The 22,066-nt window shown below is 46.0% G+C and carries 21 protein-coding genes; 4 read left to right on the forward strand and 17 right to left on the reverse strand.

Annotated elements, in window-relative coordinates; translation table 11 throughout:
• From VIM88_RS01750 to VIM88_RS01780, 7 genes are all read right to left on the reverse strand, one after another.
• Positions 1–720 carry a zinc ribbon domain-containing protein gene (locus VIM88_RS01750; protein WP_331861160.1) on the reverse strand — a complete coding sequence of 240 codons (720 nt, stop codon included), beginning with the start codon at positions 718–720 and terminating at the stop codon, positions 1–3.
• A gap of 61 nt (positions 721–781) precedes the next feature.
• Positions 782–1,510: a Nif3-like dinuclear metal center hexameric protein gene (locus VIM88_RS01755; protein ID WP_331861161.1), complete on the reverse strand. Its 729-nt coding sequence runs from the start codon at positions 1,508–1,510 to the stop codon at positions 782–784.
• A 1-nt stretch (position 1,511) separates the two neighbouring features.
• On the reverse strand, positions 1,512–2,012 hold the full coding sequence (gene purE / locus VIM88_RS01760; protein ID WP_331861162.1) for a 5-(carboxyamino)imidazole ribonucleotide mutase: 501 nt from the start codon (positions 2,010–2,012) through the stop codon (positions 1,512–1,514).
• Positions 2,000–3,157 (reverse strand): 5-(carboxyamino)imidazole ribonucleotide synthase, encoded by a 1,158-nt coding sequence (locus VIM88_RS01765; protein WP_331861163.1) that lies wholly within the window; start codon positions 3,155–3,157, stop codon positions 2,000–2,002. Before VIM88_RS01765 ends, purE (VIM88_RS01760) begins: the two co-directional genes overlap by 13 nt.
• Before the next feature lie 3 nt (positions 3,158–3,160).
• A complete protein-coding gene (gene glyQ / locus VIM88_RS01770; RefSeq protein WP_331861164.1) occupies positions 3,161–4,054 on the reverse strand; it encodes a glycine--tRNA ligase subunit alpha in 894 nt (297 codons plus the stop codon).
• A gap of 24 nt (positions 4,055–4,078) precedes the next feature.
• Positions 4,079–4,573, reverse strand: a complete 495-nt coding sequence (gene purE / locus VIM88_RS01775) for a 5-(carboxyamino)imidazole ribonucleotide mutase (protein WP_331861165.1) — start codon at positions 4,571–4,573, stop codon at positions 4,079–4,081.
• Positions 4,570–5,931: a U32 family peptidase gene (locus VIM88_RS01780; protein ID WP_331861166.1), complete on the reverse strand. Its 1,362-nt coding sequence runs from the start codon at positions 5,929–5,931 to the stop codon at positions 4,570–4,572. The genes purE (VIM88_RS01775) and VIM88_RS01780 overlap by 4 nt, the downstream gene beginning before the upstream one ends.
• Before the next feature lie 127 nt (positions 5,932–6,058).
• Between VIM88_RS01780 and VIM88_RS01785 the strand changes: the two genes are divergently transcribed.
• The 3 genes from VIM88_RS01785 (at position 6,059) to VIM88_RS01795 (ending at position 9,376) form a co-directional block, all read left to right on the forward strand.
• Positions 6,059–6,838 carry a histidinol-phosphatase gene (locus VIM88_RS01785; RefSeq protein ID WP_331861167.1) on the forward strand — a complete coding sequence of 260 codons (780 nt, stop codon included), beginning with the start codon at positions 6,059–6,061 and terminating at the stop codon, positions 6,836–6,838.
• 70 nt (positions 6,839–6,908) lie between these two features.
• The gene (gene glnA, locus VIM88_RS01790) at positions 6,909–8,339 is read left to right on the forward strand and encodes a type I glutamate--ammonia ligase (protein ID WP_331861168.1); all 1,431 of its coding nucleotides are present in this window, start codon (positions 6,909–6,911) and stop codon (positions 8,337–8,339) included.
• A gap of 314 nt (positions 8,340–8,653) precedes the next feature.
• On the forward strand, positions 8,654–9,376 hold the full coding sequence (locus tag VIM88_RS01795) for a tetratricopeptide repeat protein (RefSeq protein ID WP_331861169.1): 723 nt from the start codon (positions 8,654–8,656) through the stop codon (positions 9,374–9,376).
• Between the two features lie 148 nt (positions 9,377–9,524).
• Here VIM88_RS01795 and VIM88_RS01800 read toward each other — a convergent pair whose 3' ends face one another.
• From VIM88_RS01800 to alaS, 7 genes are read right to left on the reverse strand one after another with little or no spacing between them, the layout of a single operon-like run.
• Entirely contained in the window at positions 9,525–10,835 is a 1,311-nt protein-coding gene (locus tag VIM88_RS01800; RefSeq protein ID WP_331861170.1) for a cation:proton antiporter, read from the reverse strand.
• A complete protein-coding gene (locus VIM88_RS01805) occupies positions 10,828–11,448 on the reverse strand; it encodes a DsbA family protein (RefSeq protein ID WP_331861171.1) in 621 nt (206 codons plus the stop codon). Before VIM88_RS01805 ends, VIM88_RS01800 begins: the two co-directional genes overlap by 8 nt.
• Position 11,449: 1 nt before the next feature.
• A complete protein-coding gene (locus tag VIM88_RS01810) occupies positions 11,450–13,618 on the reverse strand; it encodes a PBP1A family penicillin-binding protein (protein ID WP_331861172.1) in 2,169 nt (722 codons plus the stop codon).
• 43 nt (positions 13,619–13,661) lie between these two features.
• A complete protein-coding gene (locus VIM88_RS01815) occupies positions 13,662–14,756 on the reverse strand; it encodes a pyridoxal phosphate-dependent aminotransferase family protein (RefSeq protein WP_331861173.1) in 1,095 nt (364 codons plus the stop codon).
• A 2-nt stretch (positions 14,757–14,758) separates the two neighbouring features.
• Positions 14,759–15,349, reverse strand: a complete 591-nt coding sequence (gene maf, locus VIM88_RS01820; RefSeq protein WP_331861174.1) for a septum formation inhibitor Maf — start codon at positions 15,347–15,349, stop codon at positions 14,759–14,761.
• 3 nt (positions 15,350–15,352) lie between these two features.
• A complete protein-coding gene (locus VIM88_RS01825; RefSeq protein WP_331861175.1) occupies positions 15,353–15,880 on the reverse strand; it encodes a hypothetical protein in 528 nt (175 codons plus the stop codon).
• A gap of 1 nt (position 15,881) precedes the next feature.
• Positions 15,882–18,440, reverse strand: coding sequence for an alanine--tRNA ligase (gene alaS / locus VIM88_RS01830; protein ID WP_331861176.1), 2,559 nt, complete (start codon positions 18,438–18,440; stop codon positions 15,882–15,884).
• Between the two features lie 264 nt (positions 18,441–18,704).
• Here alaS and VIM88_RS01835 point away from each other — a divergent pair, with 264 nt between their 5' ends.
• Positions 18,705–19,172, forward strand: a complete 468-nt coding sequence (locus VIM88_RS01835; RefSeq protein ID WP_331861177.1) for a hypothetical protein — start codon at positions 18,705–18,707, stop codon at positions 19,170–19,172.
• Positions 19,173–19,218: 46 nt separating this feature from the next.
• Here VIM88_RS01835 and VIM88_RS01840 read toward each other — a convergent pair whose 3' ends face one another.
• Genes VIM88_RS01840 through VIM88_RS01850 form a run of 3 tightly spaced genes read right to left on the reverse strand, consistent with a single transcriptional unit; the run spans position 19,219 to position 21,896 of the window.
• Positions 19,219–19,662, reverse strand: a complete 444-nt coding sequence (locus VIM88_RS01840; protein ID WP_331861178.1) for a hypothetical protein — start codon at positions 19,660–19,662, stop codon at positions 19,219–19,221.
• Positions 19,663–19,710: 48 nt separating this feature from the next.
• Positions 19,711–20,718, reverse strand: a complete 1,008-nt coding sequence (gene murG / locus VIM88_RS01845; protein WP_331861179.1) for an undecaprenyldiphospho-muramoylpentapeptide beta-N-acetylglucosaminyltransferase — start codon at positions 20,716–20,718, stop codon at positions 19,711–19,713.
• On the reverse strand, positions 20,715–21,896 hold the full coding sequence (locus VIM88_RS01850) for a putative peptidoglycan glycosyltransferase FtsW (RefSeq protein ID WP_331861180.1): 1,182 nt from the start codon (positions 21,894–21,896) through the stop codon (positions 20,715–20,717). The genes murG and VIM88_RS01850 overlap by 4 nt, the downstream gene beginning before the upstream one ends.
• Between the last annotated feature and the right edge of the window lie 170 nt (positions 21,897–22,066).

Consider the following 22,066-nt stretch of genomic DNA (forward strand, 5'->3'; position numbering starts at 1 on the left):
TTAGGCTTCTTCTGTAACAGGCTCGATATATAAAATACGTCCGCAGTGAGGACAATTTACGATTTCATCCGCTTTGATCACTTCTGAATAGGTCTTGTCGTTCAGTTTCATGTGACAGCCGTAACATGCCTGTTTTTTGACAGGTACTACCGCTGTATTTCCCGCCCAGATACGTATCTTTTCATAAAAGGCAAGTACTTTTTGCTCGATGTTTCTGCTCAGCTCTTCTCTTTTTGCAAAAAGGACCGCTTTGCTTTTTTCGATCTCTTCTTTTTCAGCAGAGACTTCCTGATTGATCTTGTCAAACTCTTCGGTCAATGCCTTGAGCTTTTCATCCGCTTCGTCCAGCAGTGCTTTTTTGGTTTCATTGATCTTCTGAAGTCTCTCTATCTCTTCGTTCGCAAAGGTCATTTTCTCTTTCGTGATATCTTCTTCCAAAGAGAGTGCTTTCATCTCTTTTTCTGTAGTGATCTCTTTGGACTTTTTTGCACTTGAAGCCATTTTTTCATTCAGCATTGCCAGTTGTTCTTCAAAGCCTTTTGTTTTTGCTTCATTGTCCGCAATAGCTTTGGTCAGTTCATCAAGCTCACCCTGTGCGGCATTGATCTTGTTCTGGATCTTTGCCAATTTTTTATCAGCTGCTTCGATTTGCGGCGTATAACTGTCTATCTCTTTATCATTTTTTGAAAGCTCGATAAGCTCGTTTAGATGTTTGTTCACTTCTCTGTCCTTTTGGAGTTTAAGGGTTCTCAAGCATTATTTGAGAGGTTCGATCCACACTTTATATTGTTGCAATATGAAATGGATTTTTTGAATTTGCAATTATAGCCAAAAGAGGTAAAACTTTCAACTCATTCAAAAGGATCTCTGCAAAAAATCTCTCAGATTCATAATGTCCTATGTCCACCATCATCAAATCTTCACTCATCGCCTTCATCGCATCGTGGTATTTAATGTCCCCGGTCAGAAAACAGTCGGCCTCAACCTCATCCATCAGTGAGGCCCCTGCACCCGTGGTCATGGCGATGGAAGTGATATGCTCTTTTCTTCCCACTGTCTTCAGTGTCTGCAGGTTCAATTTTTCTTTCAGCAGCCCCAAGAGCTCTTTATAGTGCCATTCTCCCTTTGCGGTACAGACAAAAGGCGTTTGCGACACAGGCGTGAACCCCAGCACTTTTTCAAATACATACCGGTTCAAATGCGTCTGGTCAAAGTTGGTATGCATGGCGATCATCGACTGCTGTTTGAGTATCATCTTCTCAAGGAGATTGGAAGGGTATTTCGACAGATCCAGCTGTGTCATTTTCCCGAATATCAGCGGATGATGTACGATGAAAAGTGTACCCTCTTTCGCATGCGCGATCATCTCCTCGTCTATGTCCAAAGAGACGACTATCTGAGACACTGACCGCTCCCTGTGGCCCACAATCAGTCCGGAGTTGTCCCACTTCTCCTGGAGCTCAAAAGGGCTGATCCGGTCTAAGTGGTCGTATATTTCTTGCAGCGTCATGCTAATCTTTCTGGCATTTGACTCTTCTTGACTTCTCCATCACCTGTTCAGCAAGACCTTGCTTGTAGGCGATGATCGCTTCCCTGGTCTCTTCAGAGGCCGCAGAGACGATCTGTGCAGCAAGGATGCCCGCATTCTTGGCACCATTGAGCGCGACGGTAGCCACGGGCACACCTCCGGGCATTTGCAATATGGAGAGCACGGAGTCCCATCCGTCAATGGAGTTGCTTGACTTGACAGGCACCCCGATCACCGGCAGCGGCGACATGGAGGCTATCATACCGGGAAGGTGTGCCGCACCCCCGGCGCCTGCGATGATGACTTGGATCCCGCGTTTATGTGCATTGTGTGAAAACTCAAAGAGTTTTTCCGGTGTTCTGTGTGCGGAAACGATATCCAGTTCATAACCCACATTGAACTCCTCCAACATCTTGGCCGCCTCCTGCATCACAGGAAGGTCAGAGTCTGACCCCATCACTATACTTACTACTATTTTTGACATGATTTCACCTTTAATAAACGTTTTACTTCCTGTGCCTTGTTCCGTGCATGGTCCAAAGAGTCAGAGAGGATCGTGACATGCCCCATTTTTCTCGAAGGTCTTGTCTCTTTCTTGCCATACAGGTGGATCTTGACCCCCTCTATCGCCATGCACTCCTCAAAGCCCTCGTAATAGACCGGTCCTTCATATCCCGGTTCGCCCAACAGGTTCAGCATCACCGTTTTTTTCATCATCTCGGTACTTCCCAAAGGCAGGCCAAGTATGGCGCGAAGTAACTGTTTGTGTTGAGAGGTCACCATGCTGTCGATCGTATGGTGGCCGCTGTTATGCGGTCGCGGAGCCACTTCATTGATGAGTATCTTCCCCTCTTTATCGATAAAGAACTCCACTGCCAGAAGGCCGACCATGTCAAGGCTTCTTATGATCTTCACTGCAAGGTTCTGGGCTTCTGTTGCCTGTTCCGCAGTAATGTCCGCCGGGCAAAATATCTCTTCGACCAGGTTGGTCTTGTCATTGAAGGTCATCTCTACCGCAGAGAAACAACGTACCTCATCCGCACTGTTTCGAGCGGCGATCACGGCGATCTCTTTATCGATATCCACCTTTTGCTCACACATGGAGGTACCCTGCAGAAGTGCATCTTCACTGCTGTGGATGAGCGAAACGCCCCTGCCGTCATAGCCGCCTTTACGGAGCTTCTGGACAAACGGATAGGCAAGTTCGCCTCGCTTTACGGCCTCTGCTATCTCGCCCTCTTCGCAACAGATGAACGGAGAGGTCGGAAGACCGTGTTTCGCATAAAATTCTTTTTGCAGCCCCTTATCCTGGATCAAAGCCAGGGTATCAGGGTCCGGCACGATCTTCAATCCTTCGGCCTTAAGCTTTTGAAGCGCTTCGATATTGACATTTTCAAGTTCAAAGGTAAGAATATCCACCTGCTTGCCGAAACGATAGACATCGTCATAATCAGTAAAGTCACCTTTGACATAGACCGAAGCCACACTGCGTGCCGAACATGCTTCATCGGGGTCGAGAATATAGGTGGTGATATCCCATTTGCTGGCTTCCTGGATAAGCATCTTACCCAGCTGTCCACCTGCGATGATCCCCATTTTCAAACTTGAAGTTAATAGTTTCTCGATCAAGACTCAGCCTCTCACACGTCTGTTACGTTCTGCTTCCTGGGCTTTATAGAGCTCTGCACATCCCACTGCAAGTTCCCTGACCTTTAGGATGTAGTTCTGTCTCTGGGCCTGGGAGATCGCCTTTCTTGCGTCCAATATGTTGAAGGCGTGGGATGCGATCATACATTGGTCATAGGCAGGAAGCGGGAGTCCGGCTTCCAGACAGACCTCACACTCACGGGAAGCATCTTCAAAATGCTGCAACAGCTTCTCTACATTGGCCACTTCAAAATGGTACTTGGAGAACTCATACTCCGTCTCCTTGTGTACATCGCCATAGGTGGTCACTCTGTCACCCATACGGTTCCATACAAGGTCATAGACCGAATCCACCCCCTGCAGATACATCGCAAGTCTCTCTGTACCATAGGTGATCTCCACGGCCACAGGATCACAGGCGATACCGCCGACCTGCTGAAAATAGGTGAACTGGGTCACTTCCATACCATCCAGCCATACTTCCCATCCGAGTCCCCAGGCACCCAGGGTCGGAGACTCCCAGTTGTCTTCCACAAAACGGATATCATGCTCCTGCAAATTCAGTCCCAGATACTCCAAGGATTTCAGGTACAGCTCCTGGATATTGTCAGGGCTGGGTTTGATCAGTGCCTGAAACTGATAATAGGCACCCAGACGGTTGGGATTCTCTCCGTAACGTCCATCGGTCGGTCGGCGTGAAGGCGCGACATAGGCCGCAGACCAGGGCTGGGAATCCAGGCTTCTCAGCAGTGTTGCGGGATGGAATGTCCCTGCGCCTGCAGGAAGGTCATAAGGCTGGACGATATTGCACCCCTGCTCAGCCCAGTATTGTTGTAGTTTCAGGAGCAGTTCACTAAATGTAATCGCGTTGTTGTTCATCTCTCTCTTTACCTAATGTTGATTTTACAGTATTGTTTCGATCTCAGAAGAATCGAGTTCGACTTTTTTGGCTTTGCTGATACGGTCTTCTTGAAGCTTTACCCGAAGTTCATCATCACCGAGTGCCATGATCTGTATAGCCAGATAGGCAGCATTGACGGCACCTGATTTACCGATGGCAAGCGTACCTACGGGCATCCCCGCTGTCATCATCACGGTAGAAAGGAGTGCATCTTCCCCCTTCAAAGCTCCGCTTTCCATAGGTACCCCCAGTACCGGCTTGGTCGTAGCTGCCGCTACTGCACCGGCAAGGTGGGCTGCCATACCCGATGCTGCGATGAACACTTGTGCCCCTTTGGCTTCCGCCTCGTTCACATACTGTTTGGTCCTTTCGGGGCTTCTGTGTGCGGAAGAGATGATAAGCTCAAAGGGTACACCGAATTTTTTCAGTGTCTCCGAGCACTCGGTCATAATACTGTAGTCGCTTTTACTTTCCATAACGATCGATACAAATTTCATTTGATACCCTTACTTGTTGGTTTGGCTGCCTGTTCCTGCTTCATAGGTGTTGAGCTCTCCGTCAACCCCTTGTTCTCCAAGGCTTCCGCGATCTCCCGTCTCAGGATCGTATAACCCGGCAATTTGGTCGGTAAAAGAATGTTGTTCAGGTCACCGGAGTGAATACACTCAAACTCCTTGCCTGATTCGGAGAGCATTTTTTTAAAGGTAAGCCAATACTTTCCCTCTATTTCCTCTATCCTGCCTACTTCATTGTCCACCAGCTCAACGGTCGCACCTACAGGCAGAACGATCTCTACCGTATCACCTATGCATGTTTTATCCTTACACTTCCATGTCAGGCCGTCTTCCAGTACAAGCCCTGCTACCTGATGGGTACCGTACTGTATAGAGAACGCATTGGACTCCGTATCCGTCCGCTCAAAAGGGCGCGAAAGCAGATAGGCATCCGTAAACCCGCGATTTTGGGTGGTATTGAGTTCACGCTGGTACCGTGCAGCATCAAAAGTGTTCGCATAGTAGTCGTCGATAGCCTGACGGTAGGCCTTTGTCACGACACCTGCATAGTAAGGGGACTTCGTACGTCCCTCTATCTTCAGTGAATCGATCACGCCTGATCTGAGTATCTCATCTATATGCGATGCCATGTTCATGTCTTTGGCGTTCATGATATAGGTACCGATACCCTCCTCTTCATCGAGTCTGAACGTGGTTCCCGATTCCGGGTTGTGTGCATAGATCTCATAAGGGAAACGGCAGTCATTGGCACAGCTTCCGCGGTTGGGCACCCGCCCCGTTTGCAGTGAAGAGATCAGACAGCGCCCCGAGTAGGCAAAGCACATCGAACCATGTACAAATATCTCCAGTTCCAGGTCAGGCAGATGATGCTTGATGGCTTCACAGTCTTTCAAACTTATTTCACGTGCCACGATGATACGCTTTACGCCCAGGTCATAATAGACCTCGGCATCCATGGCATTCATCACGTTGGCCTGCGTAGAGAGGTGGATAGGAATGTCCGGTGCTATACGGTTTGCGATCTTGACCACACCCGGACTGGAGACGATCAGTGCATCCGGTTTCAGCTCTGCAATCTTGGCGATGTGGTTTTCATAGAGCTTCATTTGCGAATTGAAAGGAAATGAGTTCACGGTAGAGTAGACCTTTTTACCGCGTGCATGGGCATAGGCTATCCCTTCTGCGTAGGAGTCCATATCGAACTCTTTCCCGGAACGTATACGCAGTGAAAAGGTGCTGGTACCCCCATATACAGCATCTGCGCCATAGTTAAGAGCGATCTTCAGCTTCTCCAAATTACCTGCCGGTGCTAAAAGTTCTACTTTGTTTTCTGCTGTCATTTTATTCCTGAAATACAATCCCCGCCACGCTCCCGTCTTGAACCGGAAATGACGAATACGATGAAAATATGTCTCTTATTCTACCCTATTAGTGGTAAAAAACAGTTTTTATGCTAAAATCCCCTTTATGAGAATAGATATACATAACCACACCACACGCTGCAATCATGCAGAAGGTACTGTCGATGAGTACGTTCAAAAAGCCATAGGACTGGGCATAGATATCTATGGGTTCTCTGAACATGCACCTATGGATTTTGACCCGCACTACCGTCTTGCTTTTGAAGAGATGCAAGCCTATACCGATGATATTTTAAGTGCCAAAGAGCGGTACAAAAATGAGATCAATATACTCTTTGGCTATGAAGTGGATTATCTTCCGGGACATATGGACGATAGGGTTTTAGATGCTAAAGTAGACTATCTGATAGGTTCTGTGCACTTCATAGACAAATGGAGTTTTGACAACCCCGAATTCATCGCCGGATGGAAAAACAAAGATATCGATGAGATATGGCAGGCCTATTTTGAAGCCACGGAGGCGATGGCAAAATCCGGGAAATTCGATATTGCGGGGCACCTGGACCTCATCAAGGTATTCAAGTTCATGCCTAAAAAAGATGTAAGACTCCTGGCAAGAGATTCCCTTCTGGCCATCAAAAGGTCCGGTATGGTCCTGGAAGTCAACACCGCAGGTCTCCGTAAACCGGTGGGGGAGCTCTACCCGTCACGCGCCTTGTTGGAAGAGGCTTATGCGCTGGATATCCCCATTACCTTCTCTTCCGATGCCCATTCGGTCGAGCAGATCGGGTTCGGGTATGATCTTGCCACAGCGCAGGCAAAAGAGATCGGTTATACCAAAGCTGCTACTTTTGAAGGGCGTGATAGACAATTGGTTAATTTTTAATCACAAATGCTGACGTAAGTAAGTGATTTATAGATACAATACGGAATATATTTAATTTAGGAGTAGTTACATGGGTAAATTTGTTAACAGCATAGAAGAGTTTTACAAATATTGCGAAGAAAATGAAGTAGAATTTGTGGACTTTAGATTTACAGACATTAAAGGTGCATGGCACCACATCAGTTACAGACTGCACGCAGTAAGCGCGGAGATGCTAGAGGCAGGTCTTCCTTTTGATGGTTCTTCCATCGATGCTTGGCAGCCGATCGACAAATCAGATATGATCCTGAAACCGGATGTTCCTACTGCATTCCTTGACCCATTCACTGCTGACAGCACTATCATCGTGATCTGTGACGTATACGACATCTACAAAGGTCAAATGTATGAAAAATGTCCAAGATCGATCGCTAAAAGATCCCTTGAATACCTTGCAGAAGCAGATATCGGTGATGTTGCATACTTCGGTCCTGAAAATGAGTTCTTTATTTTTGATGATGTGAAATTCAGAGACGATGTGAACAGTGCCTATTTCAGAGTAGATACAGAAGAAGGTCAGTGGAGCAGTGATACTGCCTATGAAAATGGTAACATGGGGCACAGACCTGGTACGAAAGGCGGATATTTCCCTGTTATGCCAACAGATTCCATGGTGGACCTTAGAGCTGAAATGATGCTTATCATGGAAGAAGTAGGGCTTGAAGTCATGCTTGGTCACCACGAAGTTGCACAGGGGCAAGGTGAGATCGGTATCAAATTCGGTACATTGGTTGAGGCAGCGGATAATGTACAAAAATACAAATATGTAGTAAAAATGGTAGCACACCTCAACGGTAAGACTGCTACGTTCATGCCTAAACCGCTTCTTGGAGACAATGGTAGCGGAATGCACGTGCACCAGTCTATCTGGAAAGACGGTAAAAACCTTTTCGCCACAATGGGTGAGTACGGTAACCTAAGTAAAACAGCACTTGATTACCTAAGCGGTATCTTTAAACATGCCCATGCACTTGCTGCACTGACGAACCCGAGTACCAACTCTTACAAAAGACTTATTCCTGGATTTGAAGCACCGTCTATTCTTACTTACTCAAGCCAGAACAGATCGGCTTCATGTCGTATCCCATACGGTGCAAGTGAGCCGGCTGTAAGAATCGAGACAAGATTCCCAGATTCGACTGCATGTCCATACCTTGCATTCTCTGCTCTTCTAATGGCAGGTATAGACGGTATCAAAGCTGGTGGATACCATATGGTCGGACCAATGGATATAGACCTTTTTGAACTCAGCCTTGATGAGATCAGAGAGAAGAAGATCCCTCAGATGCCACACACACTGAGAGAATCTGTAGAAGCACTGATCGCTGACAATGACTTCTTGAAACCTGTATTTACGCAAGAGTTCATTACGACTTACCAACACTACCAGTTCCAAAGACAGATCTGGCCTGATGAAGCAAGACCAACTGCATACGAGTTTATGTCAACGTACTCTTGCTAGTATTTCCTTTCGGGCTTCTGCCCGAAAGTACTTCCTTTTTCTTCAAAATCTATCTATTATTTCATTTTTTAAACTCTTTAGAGTGTATGTTTCCGTTTATCATTTTCATTATAAAACCTTCTATATAGAACATTTTATAAGGTTTTCAGTTTTGAAGGAATAATCCCTATAACCCAGACACTTTCTAGTTCATCAAAATCTTCATCGTCTTAAAATTAGATTTTTGTGAGTATTTAGTCTTAACAATATTATAGAAGTTTTATAAATTTAAGTAGATCTCATGTAAGCTATTTATACAAAATTAAAGGTAAAGAATGAAAAAAGTATTAATGATTTTTATGATATTGATTGTGTTTGTATCTGGGGGAAATTATGAAAAAGGAGTTAAATTATTTAATAATGAAGAATATAAAAAAGCTGCATCCTTTTTTCAAAAAACAGCTACCCAAGGAGATTTTATGTCTCAATTTTATCTTGGTTATATGTATGATATAGGGAAAGGAGTAGAACAAGATTATGAAAAATCAGCATTCTATTATCAAAAAGCAGCTGAACAAGGATACGGAGTAGCTCAAAATAATCTTGGACATTATTATTCAAATGGGCAAGGAGTAAAACAAGATTATAAAAAAGCTATATTATTATTTGAAAAAGCAGCTGAACAAGAGTTTCCCCCATCGCAATATGCTCTTGGGCAAATGTATGTATCGGGTAGAGGAGTAGAACAAGATTTTACAAAAGCTGTATTATTATTTGAAAAAGCAGCTGAACAAGGATATGCAGTAGCACAATATACTCTTGGGAATATGTATGAAAATGGCGAAGGTGTAAGGCAAGATTATACAAAAGCTATATCTTTTTATGAAAAAGCAGCCGAACAAGGGTTTACTATGGCAGTAAAGAACCTTGCCTTTATGTACGCAGCTGGTAGAGGAGTAGAACAAGATTATACAAAAGCTAAATCATTATTTAAAAAAGCAAATAAACAGGAAGATATGCCCCATAAATACAAACTTAGAGTTTGGTCAGCAAAGTAAAAATGTAAATATAGATAAAACTTTGATTACATATAACACAAGCTCTTGGACATAATTAATCTCTGCCCTCCCATTAAAAAAAACCTTATAAATTATATAACTTTATGAGGTTTCCATCTTATTTTTATCTTCAGAATTTTGTAGAACTTTAATGCGTAAACAACTTCTTCTCTTCCTCTTTTCTTCTAAAGAAAGTAAAATATGCCCAAAGCGTTGTCCCGTAGACAAAGATAGAGAGCATCACCACTCCGGTTGTGACCACTTCAAAAAGCTCTTTATGCTCAAATGATGAGGGGATCATATGTACAAGGATGATGGAAAGTGCCCCTTTCATACCTGAGAAGGTCAGTATGAACCACCCTTCAAATCCCACCGGCTTGATCTGTTCCAGTTTACTTCCCCAAAAAGCGAATTTTGCCATAGAAACTGCACGGATCAATGTCGTAATGATGAACATTGTGAATATCTCTACTTTATACTCCCAGAACTTCTCCAGACTTACCATCTCTGCCAAAACAAAAAAGATCATGACTGCCGCGATATACCCAAACTCTTTGGCCATTTCATAGATATATTCCATACGCTCAGAGGTTGTCGAATCGATTCCATGCAGACGAAGTCTCTGCAAAAATGTTTTGCTCTTTTTAGCTTCTTCGTCATCTAACCTCTTCATATCCATATCGATCCAGGCCTTGGTCGCGATGATCGCAGTGATCAGTGTCAAGATTCCACTGACATGAAAATGTTCGGCTACCACATAGGCAAGATAAGCTTCAATGATAAAAACAAAAAGCTCTCCTCTTTTATCATCGATCAGTTTCATCAGCATATAGAAGAGATATCCGAACACAATCCCGATCCCTATGCTCACAGCAAACACACGGAGTGCATCCATGGTAGCTTCTCCTGCATCTATCGTACCGTTCATCATCCATGGCAGTCCTATGAAGAAAAAGGCGATGACCGCAGTGGCATCATTACCCAGAGACTCGCCTTCGATCAATACTTTGATATCATGCCCGATCCCTTTAAAACGTGAAAGAACCGACTGTACACTCACTGCATCGGTAGCCATATTGATCGCAAAAAGTGAGACATACGCACCGAGTGTCAGCCCTTCAAAGACCCCGAAGTAGTACATACTCGCACCTGTAGCGATAGAGAGAGCTACCGCGACCACTGCGAGATAGAAAATACTCCAGCTGTGTTTTTTAATGTCAGAAAAATGCAGATGTAAGGCATCACCCATAAAGATCAGAGGGATACAAAAGAGGATGATCGTATCAAAATAGTGTGGAAGGTCTATCGGTACGGCCACAGGCATATAGGTGTAGATGGTATAGGAACCAATCAGCAGTAAAAATACTGAGGGTATCTTCAATCTGTTTGCCAAAGCATCTGACAAGACAACCAGTCCCAGTATGGTGATGAGTATGATCCCCGGTGCGAAACTATGCATATGAATCCTCCAATAACTTTTTCATCTCTTGTAGACTTCTGTAGCCCTTTTGGCATACCATATGTCCCTCCTCATCAATAACGACGACCGAAGGAAAGGCATTGGCACCCATGGAACGTGCTTTTGCAAAATCATGTTCCATCAGGATCTGGGCTCTATCGCTCTGATAAAAAGTTTTAAAGCTTGTCCTGTCCAGCTCCACTGTTCGCAGCAGATCACATAAAACATCAAGATTGGTGATATCTTCCGCTCTGGTATAAAATGCTTCCTGTATCGTATGGAGGTAGGCAAAGGCTTCGTCTGTTCCCGAAAGCTCACGTACGGCTATGACCGCTTTGCATGGAGGATAGGTATCATAGTCAAAATGCTCTTTTTCAAACAGGCGGTCTGAAAACGGTTGACCCGTTCTTTGAGATACCTGCTTCCAGTGACCTCTAAGGTACTCCCTGGACGTTTCATCCCAAGGCATTTCCCCTTTGGTGCGCAACCCGCCCATCACCAAAGAGAAGCTGTAGCGTCCATTCAAAGCAGTACGAAGCGCTTCTATCACAGGAGCAAATCCCCAACACCATGAACACATGGGATCAAGTACAAAGATCAGCTCTTTTTGCATCCTAGAACAAGGTACCGCTATCGTTGGAAACAGGTTTCAAGGGTACTTTGCGCTTAGGATGCAAAGGATCACCCTCCTCTTCATCCTCTTCAAACGCTGTACCGGACTCATCTTCATAGGTCGGGCCTTCATCGATGTTGATCATCGGTGCCAGTCCTATGTCACCCTCTTCCAACTCAGAACCTTCTATGATCTCGGTCTCTTCTATAAAAAACATTGGATCATGGGATCGGCCATCGGAAACACGCTCTTTCTGGTAACTGTCAGGCAGCGGTGAATGTTCTGTGTAAAGTTCCGATCTGCCTTTGTACTCCCCTCTGTACACACCTTCCGGTATGTCGAAGGTGCGCTTCGTATCCGGGTAGACCTCCAAGAGTTTTTTATAGTAATAGGCAAATGCCGGTGCAGCCAATGCACCCCCTGTTGCGCCATAGCCTATACGTTTGTTGTCATCCCGGCCGAACCACACAATGGTTTCTATCGTAGGTGAATAGCCGCAGAACCACGCATCGATGTTGTTATTGGTGGTTCCTGTCTTTCCTGCAAGTTCTATGCCTTCCACACGTGCCTTTCTACCTGTACCTCTTTTGACCACATCTTTCAGTACGTCCGTCATAAGGTAAGCCTGCTCAGGGGTAGTGAAACCTTCTATCTCTTTGGGACGTGTCTCGTAGATCACCGCACCCTCTTTGGAAATGATCTTGCTGACCAGCCTTGGTTCTATCATATGGCCTTCATTGGCAAAGACCGAAAAGATCTGTGCCATTTTAAGCGGGCTCAATCCAAGGTTTCCAAGGGCGATCGACATGTCTCTTGGGATATGCGGTACATCCAGGAATGCCAATCTTTTTCGAATGGTACTGACTCCCAGGTCTGCCACAAGGTTAATGGTCGCAAGGTTGCGTGAATGTACCAGCGCTTCCCTGAAAGGAACAAATCCTTTAAAGTCACGCTCATAGTTTTTGGGTGCCCAGATCTTTGGTTTTCCGTTCTGATAGTACTGGAACGTTCTAGCCAGGTCCGTCAGGGGGGTTGCAGGGTTGTATCCCATGTCCAGTGCAGTTTGATAGATAAAAGGCTTAAAGGCAGATCCGGGCTGACGTGTAGACTGTGTCGCACGGTTATAGGCGGATCTTTCATAATCAGCCCCGCCTACCATCGCCAGGATATCACCTGTTTTGCTCTCTACCGCTACAAATGCCGCATTGAGTGTAGAGGTCTCCGCTTTTTCATTGTATTTTTTGAGTGCTTTTTTATACGCATAGTCTACCGCTTCTTTTGCGATCGCCTGCTGCTTCATATCTATCGTAGTATAGATCTCATACCCGCCGGTACGGACATCCCCGAACCTTCCTTTAAAGCGTCTCAATACTTCATCCACGATACCGGGCGCGATATTTTGCGTTAAAGTGGTTTTATGTACCTTGGGAGACTCTTTGACTGCCTTGAGGTAGTCGCTTTGCGTGATCCACCCGATACTTTTCATCCGGTAGAGTACGTTATTGGCACGGTCCAGGGCACGCTTGTAATGCTTAAGCGGGTTATAGTAGCTCGGGGCATTGGGCAGTCCTACCAGAATAGCCGCTTCCTTGAGCGTCAACTCGTTGAGCTCTTTATGAAAATAGCCGTTCGCTGCTGTTTTGACCCCAAAATAGTTATTCCCGTAGGAGATCTCATTGAGATAGCGTTCGATAATATCTTCTTTGCTCAGTTCATTCTCTATTTTCAAAGCCAGGATCGCTTCTTTGATCTTACGGGCCAGTTTCTTTTCGTTGGAGAGAAGTTTGTTCTTGATCAGCTGCTGTGTCAGCGTACTTCCCCCTTCCACGAACGCACCTGCCTGAATGTCTTTTATAATGGCTCTCAGGATCGCATCCGGATTGACACCGTTATGTTCAAAGAACTGCGTATCTTCCATCGCCACAAGCCCCTCGATCAGGAAACCGGGGATCTCATCATAGCGCGCGTAAAGGCGGTGCTGGTCTTTGAAGACATAGGCCAGCTTCTCGCCGTTCCTGTCGTAGATGACCGAAGAGGTTTCAGGTTTGTAGTTGATGAGCTTATCTGCATCCAGAGATATCTCTTCATAGGCATAGATGAAGGCTGCAGCAAGCGCTACAGCAAACAGCATCGCCAGGATAATGGAACCTTTCACTAAACTATTGAACACAGTGACCCTTTAATAATGCATGGATACATTTTTTATTTGATGTTTATTGTACCGTGTTATGACTAATGAGTGCCAATGCATGTCTGATTTTCTGTACGGATACACTCGTGTTGAGTATCACCCTGATAATGGGTTTCTCCACGGTAGGCTGGCGTATGGCTCCAACGAGATAGCCCTGGGCCATCAATCCTTTTTGCACATACAGGGCATGTTCATTGCTTGGCATCTCTATGGGTACGATCAGACTTTGACAGTTGATGCCCAACTGTTTTCTTACCGCTATCTGGCGCTCCAAGATCTTCTGGGTATACTTCTCGGCCTTTTTACGTATATGTTCGACATTGACCAGTGCCAATGCGGTATCGAACACAGAGGGTGCTGTAGAGTATATGATCGGTTTTGCCCGGTTCACCAAAAAACTGATGATCTCTTTGGAAGCCAGGATATACGCGCCGTAAGAACCGTACGCTTTCCCCAGCGTGCCCATCTTGATATGTCTTTCATTGATCGAAATACCGTAATACTCAAAAATACCCAACAGCGTTAAACCCAGTACTCCTGCACTGTGTGCTTCGTCTACGATAAGCAGCGCTTTGACCTCATCTGCCAGTTCAAAGATCTCTTTTTTGCAAAGATCCCCGCCCATCGAGTAGACACCTTCTACGGCAATGATCTGTCTGTTCGCCGGATGCGCTGCCAGTTTCTCTCTAAGGTCCTCCACATCGTTATGGGCAAAGGTCACGACCCTGTCACCCAAAAGCTGTGAGGCCATCACACCTGATGCGTGATACTCTTCATCCATAAACAGCATATCACCTTTTCGGACCAGCGCTTCGATCAGTGCCATATTGGCAAGAAAGCCTGAACCGACCACCAGTCCTTCTTCAAAACCGTTATACTCTGCCATGGTCAGTTCAAAGATCCTGTGTATCGGATGATACCCATTGACCAGCATACTGGCTTTCGAGCTTATCGTTTCATACTCATTGACCAGCTTGAACGCTTTTTTGAACTGTTTTTTGTTCAGTGAAAGCCCCAGGTAATCATTGGAGGCCAGGTCATCCAGCCTGTCATCATAGAGCGTACGCTCTCTAAAACGGCCTGCTTTTTTCAGCGCTTTTAATTCATTTTCATACATAGTTAACTCCCAACCTTGATCCAGGGCAGCAGATACTCGACCTGCAGTCCCATGGCGGTACTTTCCAGCCCCTCTACGGACCTGATATACTTTTTGCAAAATCCTTCAACCATACACCCACCGGCTTTTCCCTGCCATAAACCGCTCTCAAGATATCGCTCCAACTCCTCTTCTTCAAAAGGGGCAAAATGGTAGTGGGTCGCAGAGATATCCGAGAATGCCAGTGCTTTGGACTTAAAGTGCAGTGAAGAGATAATGGAAATGGTTGATCCGCTCTGTATCGTTAAAATGCGTCTTGCATCCTCTGTATCTTTCGGTTTTCGCAAAATCGTGCCATCCGCTGCTGCGATGACCGTATCTGCACAGAGAAGCGGTACTTCGAGTCCGAACTGGCGGATCGCTGCCTCCAGCTTGCCTCTGCTGGCCGTATAGACAAAATCCTTCGCTACAGATGTGCTGATCTGCTCTTCATCATACTCGGCGGTCTTTTGCACAAAGTCAACACCGAACTTGCGGAGCAGCAGAGCCCTGCTCGGGGAAGCAGAGCAAAGACAGATCTTTCCGCTGCTGCCTGTTCCCTGTTGACGCTTCACGGCCTAAAGTCCTCTAAGACTTACACCCAGCCACAGTGCTGCAATACCCAGAATGATATTCAGCGGCAAAAGCAAATTGGGGATCAGGCTGAGCTGCGCTTTCGCCTGGGCCACTTCACCTTTAGAAAAGAGCTTCCATGCCTTTGCACGTTTGATATACATATAGATATAGTTCACTGCCATAACGGTCCAGAGTATCTCTTTGGAGAGGAAGAGTGATTTCAGGTCACCATGATGCCCTCCTGTCGCGATGGCCATGATCAGACCGGTAGCGAACAGAAGGATGATGAAAGGCATCACCAGATTAAAGAGCCTGCCTGTCACCTGCAGGGTGATGCCCAGTCTCTGTTTAGGGACCAGCATAGAATCCATCACATCGTTCTGCAGCATCTGTGCCGCAGTCACGCCGCCTCGCCCGATGACAGGATGTACTGCGATGCGGATCGCTATCATACCGCCTACCCAGATAAACGCAGAGAGTACATGTAAAAAGACGATCAGGTGTCCGTAGTTGCCAAAGAATTCTGTCATGTTAGTTTCCGCCTTCGAGTATTTCGCTTAAATAGACCTTTGCCTCTTCGATCGCTGTAGTGACCTTGCTCTGGTCTTTTCCCCCAGCCTGCGCAAAGTCCGGACGGCCGCCACCGCCGCCGCCTACGATCGGTGCGATCGACTTGATCCAGTCACCGGCTTTGATCGGTGTGTTTTTGGATCCTGCTGCCAGCATGACCTTGTCATCTTTTTTAAGGAAGAGCATGACCGCGATATTTTCATATTTGTTTTTGAGCTCATCGATCATTGCTTTGATGTCGCCGCTTGCCACTTCTTCCACGATGACATTGACACCATTCACCTCTACCGCACGCAACTCTTTCTGACTGCTGCTCATCGCAGAAGCCAGTTCGCCCTTGAGTGTCTTGATCTGCTCTTTGAGTTTAGCGATCCCTGCCAGTGGGTTTTGGTTCTTGAGTTCTGTTTTGACCGCATCAAGCTCTTCTCTCAGGGCATTGACGGCTTCTCTTGCCGCATTTCCGCACACCGCTTCAATACGTCTGACACCGGCACTGACACCGCTCTCTTTGGTGATCATGAAAAGGCCTATCTGTGAAGCATTCTCTACGTGTGTACCCCCGCATAACTCTACGGAATCATCCGCAAAACTCACCACACGGACCTCATCACCATATTTTTCGCCAAACAGCGCCATCGCACCGGAGTTCTTTGCATCCTCGATGGACATCACTTCTGTTTTTCCTGCGATGCCTCTGGAGATCTTGTCATTCACCCACGCTTCGACTTTTCTGATCTCCTCGTCACTCATCGCCTGAGGATGGGAGAAGTCAAAACGCAGTCTTTTATCATCATTGAGTGAACCTGCCTGTGCGATATGGTCTCCCAGAACCGATCTGAGCGCGGCATGAAGCAAGTGTGTCGCAGAGTGATGTTTTTCTATCTCGGCACGGCTCTGGTCCACCACCGCTTCGACGGTATCTCCCACACTGAGCTTCCCTTTGACCTCGGAGAGGTTCATATCCAAGAACTTTTTGGTATCAAGGACTTTGATCTCATTGTTAAGTGTTCCCCTATCCCCTGTCTGTCCGCCCGATTCGGCATAGAACGGTGTTCTGTCCAGCAGTACCCAGCCTCTGCCGTCGATACGCTCTACCTGTTTGAAGTCCTCATCAAGCAGTGCCAGTACCTTTGCTGTGGCTGTCGTACTTTGATAGCCTACAAATTCGTTGACGTCAAACTCCTCTTTGAGCGCTTTGAAATCACCGGTGGTCGCTGCATCACCTGTGCCTTTCCAGTTGGCTTTGGACTGTGCCTTCTGTGCTTCCATTTTTGCATCAAAGGCAGCGGTATCCAGTTTGATGTTTTTCTCACGCAGCATATCTTCTGTCAGGTCAAGCGGGAAACCGTAGGTATCATAGAGTTTGAACGCCACTTCACCATTGAAGACACCGACCGTATTTTCCAGCTCTTCGTTAAAGAGTTTGATCCCTGCTTCAATGGTATCAAAGAAACGCTCCTCTTCCATCTTCATGGACGTCTTGATCGCTTCAGCTCTGGCAGGAAGATAGTCATACTGCTCACCCATCTGATCCACCAGCGTATCGACCAGCCTATACATGAACGGCTCACGCAGTCCCAGCAGATAGCCGTGGCGGATGGCACGGCGCATGATACGGCGAAGCACATATCCCCGTCCCTCTTTGTCAAAGTTCACACCCTGAGCAAGCAGGAAAGAGACCGAACGCAAATGGTCCGCGATCACATGGTAAGAAGCGGAATTCTCTGCCTTGAAATCATAAGGTGTGCCTACCAGTTCGCCGATCTTCTCCAGGAAAGGCATGAAAAGTGAAGAGTGGTAGTTGTTGAACTTGCCCTCTTTGATGGCAACCACCCTTTCCAGTCCCATACCCGTATCGATGCTGGGTTTCGGCAGTGGTGAAAGTGTACCGGTTTCATCACGGTAATACTGCATGAAGACCAGGTTCCAGATCTCCAAGAACCTGTCACCGTCGCCGCCCATTTTGTCTTCCGGACCATTGAAGTGCTCTTCTCCCTGGTCATAGAAGATCTCGGAAGAAGGACCGCATGGACCGGTATCACCCATCTGCCAGAAGTTGTCTGCATCACCGAAACGCAGGATACGATCGGCTGCGATATGCTCTTTCCACAGCTCTTCTGCTTCATCATCGCTCTCATGTACCGTGACCCACAGTTTCTCTACGGGAAGGTTCAGATACTTTTCATCTGTCACGAACTCCCATGCATAGGCAATGGCCTCTTTTTTGAAATAGTCGGCAAAAGAGAAGTTCCCCAGCATTTCGAAAAGCGTATGGTGACGTGCCGTGTAGCCGACATTGTCAAGATCGTTATGTTTTCCGCCTGCTCTCAGACATGTCTGTGAAGAGGTTGCGCGAGGGATCTCGGGAATAGGTGCTTCGCCCGTGAAGATGTTCTTGAATTGCACCATACCCGCATTGGTGAACATCAGCGTTGGATCATCCGGCACAAGTGGTGAACTTGGTATCAGCTGATGCCCTTTGTTTTGAAAAAAGTCTAGAAATGATTTTCTAATATCCATGATAAAAATATCCTATTATAAATTGGAGTATTCTATCTAAAATGTGGTTATTGTTGAGTTAAAGAGAAGGTTCGTCCGGGAGCAGCACTCTTTTGAGACCATAGATACCGGGCAGACAAGGCATTTGAAGGGTCCCTCACGGTATACGATTTTCTGTGTCATCTGCCGTAAAATAGAGTTCTATCATAATTTTATCTTTTTTGTGTATGATAGCCCCCATAAATATCCTCAAGCAAAATGCGAGAACAAAAAAGGTCACAGATCATGAAGAAGATAGGGCTAGGCTTAGACTACAATAACATATGCAAGGACTATAATACCGTCTATTTGGATAGAGACAATAACGATAAGGAAACGATAGCGTGTATGACCAAAGTACTGCGTTGGTTCAAGCCGTTCTTGTCGGAACTTTTAGAAGAGTTCGGGTACGGCATTTACCGATTGAACAGCGATGCTTTGTTGGGTCTGGATGATATTGTGCAGAAACGATTCTTTTTCTACTCTCTGGAAAAAGCGATCACGGTGCAAAGTTTCATTTTGCAGAAAGACCCCGTCAGCTACAGCGGTTTGACCCAGTGGGCCGAAAACAGTGAGGATAGCCTGCTGATCCAGAACGATGAAGAGGGAGAAGGCGTCTATTTTTATTTTGACGAAGGTTCCAAGGTCCATCAGTGGCTTGTCGAAAAGCTCAAAGACTTTTCTTTGGATGAAGTCCCTTTTACGGAGAAATAGGAAATACTATAGTCCGCTCTCATGCTTTACATGAGAACGAACTATGTCAATGTATGTCAAACAGTGTACACCCATCATACTGACTTCCATCCTCAATAAAGCCGTTAAAATCCAAAACTGGATCATAGCTTGTATAGCCTGATGAAGCAATCATACCATCTGCAACACATTCAAAATATATACCATTTATACCGGCATCCGTAAATGGATCATTGTCATATTCTAGAAATAAATCATCTACAATGCCATTTGTAACCAGATCAAAATTACAATTATCTCCAATAATATCAAAGGTAAAAGCACCTTCAAAATTTGTTACACCGCTGAAGCCACTATCACACTGATAGATGATCCCGCTAACACCATTCCCAAAACCATCTGTAATAAAAAATGTTTCGGCAATAGGTGCATCATCGTCACCACCGCCGCCACAGCCGCTCAATACGATAACAGATACACCAGAAAGTATCCACATCAACCATTTTTTCATATGGGACTCCTTTTCTTGAACTTTAAAAGATTCTACATCATAATCGTGTCAGATTTGTGTCAGCAGTTCCGCGATCTTCTCGCTCCCGTTCTTTTCAATGATCTCCATAAGCCCTCTGCTTTTCTTTTCCATGTTTTCATCCAGCAGTGCCAGGACCTTTTTGGTATCTATCTCGTTCTCTCTCATGATCCATGCAAGGTCCTTTTCTACCAGGAACTGTGCATTGTGGAACTGATGGTCACTGGCTGCATGAGGGTAAGGGATGTAGAGTGCAGGCAGTGCCGTGGCAGAAAGCTCCCACAGTGTGGAGGCTCCTGAACGCGCGATGGCAAGATCTGCTTCGTTCATATAGTCAGCCAGTTTGTCTGTAAATCCAAAGACTTCTGCCTCTATACCGAGAGCATCATACGCTTTTTGTACCTCATCGATATGGTGCTGTCCGGCCTGATGGATGATCCTGATCCCTCTTGCTTTCAGCTCCGGTGCTATCTGCAGTGCCAGTGTGTTAATGGCCCTTGCACCCTGGGACCCTCCAAGAAAGATGATCGTCTTGACCCTGTCGCGTATACGGGCATTCTCAAAGAATATCTGTTTCACAGGATACGCCTTGATGGGACTCTCCTCGAGATACGAAGAGATGAATGCTGCAGCATAGGGTTTGAGCAGTTTGTTCAGCGATCCGAGTGCCGCGTTCTGTTCATGTATGACCAAAGGGATGCGAAGGAGCTTCGCTGCAAATGCCGTAGAAGCCGCAGAGAAACCGCCCACGGAAAAGACGACTTTCGCCTTATGTTTTCTCAAAAGCCTGACCGCCTGCATCGTTGCCCTGGCCATCATCAACAGGGATTTGATCTTTCCCAAGGCACCCTGGTTCACCACACCGCGTGTCTCAAAAAAGTATTTCTCTTTGAAGTCCCCGTCATCTTCGAACCACTGCCTGTCCTGTCCCTTGGTCGAACCGATATACACAAGCTCTTCTTCTTTAAGATGTTCCTTGACCGCTTTGATAATGGCAAGATGCCCGCCCGTTCCTCCGCCTGTCATCACGATACTCATTTGATATTTCCTTTACTGTCCCTGGGTACTTTCTTGGAAATCATCAGCACCATTCCTATAGCGACACATGAAGCCAGAATATGTGAACCCCCGTAGCTCAGGAACGGAACCGCGATCCCTTTGATGGGGGTAATGCCGGAGATACCAAAGGCGTTGAGAATGAATGCCAGTGCTATAAGCAGCCCTACGCCTATCGAAAAGAGATAGTACATAGGTTTTTTGACTTTTGAGGCTATCTTGAAGATACGAAAAATGATAAACAGCATTGTCAGCGTGACCAGTGTAAGCCCGAAAAGTCCCAGCTCTTCCGTAATACCTGCCAGGATGAAGTCTGTATGCACTTCACTGAGATAGCCCAGTTTGAACTGGCCATTGCCCAGTCCCTGCCCGAAAAAACCGCCGTTATGAATGGCATTGAGGGAATTGGAGATCTGATAGGGCTCTTTTCCTGCTTCTATACGGAGTCCCTGGACCGCTTCAAAAGGAAAAACCGAGAGTATAGTGTCCTGCACCGTTCCCCACCAGCTTTTGATCCGTGCCATACGGTGAGGTGCAAGGAGTATCAGTCCTACAAAGGCCAAAAGTCCACCAGAAAGCAGGCTTAAAAAGAACTTCCATGAACTCCCGATAAAAAGGAACAGCACCATCAACGTGGCGGCCAGCACCACGACCTGCCCCAGGTCTTTCTGGAAAACCGCGATGATCACCACGGCGATCATGAACACAATAAGATACGGCATAAACGTACGTACCTCTTCCCAAAAGTCCATTTTCGTTTTATCCAGTAGTTTACGGGAAAAGCTCCATGCCAGAAAAAAGACAAACCCTATTTTAAAAAATTCGACCGGTGCGATGGACATGGGGCCAACATGTATCCATCTTTTTGCCCCTCCTACCGCAGTGACCAGAGAGGAAGGCAAGAACTGCATCACTAACATCAAGATAAAAAAAAGTATGAATAATGCCATACCCACTCTGGAAAACCATTCGTCCGGGTCCATTTTGCTCAAGATCACCATACTCATGAACCCTATCAGAACCGCTATGCTCTGACGTATAAAGAAATGGAAATCTCCATACCCGAAATAGACTACAGTGTAGGCAGAAAGAGAATAGCTCATCACCAGTGAAAGTGTCAAAAGCGTCATGACAGCAGCTAAAAGGGGTTTATCCATCATAGTATATTCTCTTTTATTAGATCATAATCCGTATTGATTCGTAGTTTATCAAATTTAACAGATAACTTTGATAAAATACGACTCTATAAGAGGGAAATATGGACAAAAACACACAAAATAAAGCGATACATCAAAGAACAAATAAAATTACGTTTCTTTTTTTGCTCTTG

The organism is Sulfurovum sp. (genome assembly GCF_036568385.1).
Lineage (GTDB): Bacteria > Campylobacterota > Campylobacteria > Campylobacterales > Sulfurovaceae > Sulfurovum.